The sequence below is a fragment of the Pseudomonas sp. AC463 genome, assembly GCF_979253585.1.
Map to the genome: position 1 here is coordinate 1 of NZ_CEEDDZ010000721.1, position 263 is coordinate 263.

The 263-nt window shown below is 72.2% G+C and carries 1 protein-coding gene; it reads left to right on the plus strand.

Going from position 1 to position 263, the window contains the following annotated elements; genetic code table 11:
• On the plus strand, positions 1-263 hold a 263-nt coding region (locus AC0IYH_RS32090), incomplete at both ends, for a DNA-processing protein DprA (RefSeq protein WP_471838348.1).

Genomic DNA, 263 nt, shown 5'->3' on the forward strand with positions numbered 1-263 from the left:
GGATCGCTCATCACCGCGCGACTCGCGACCGAGATGGGGCGGGAAGTGATGGCGGTGCCCGGCAGCCCGCTCGATCCCCGCGCGCAGGGTTGCAATGGCCTGATCCGCGAGGGTGCGACGCTGGTCCAGAGCGCCGCCGACGTGCTGGAACTGCTGCGCCCGATCGATCCGCGCGCCGTCCGCTCTCCCGGCAGCGATTACACGCCGCCTCCGCCTGAGGATGCGAGCGACGCGGACCGGCGGCGGGTTATCGACCTGCTCGG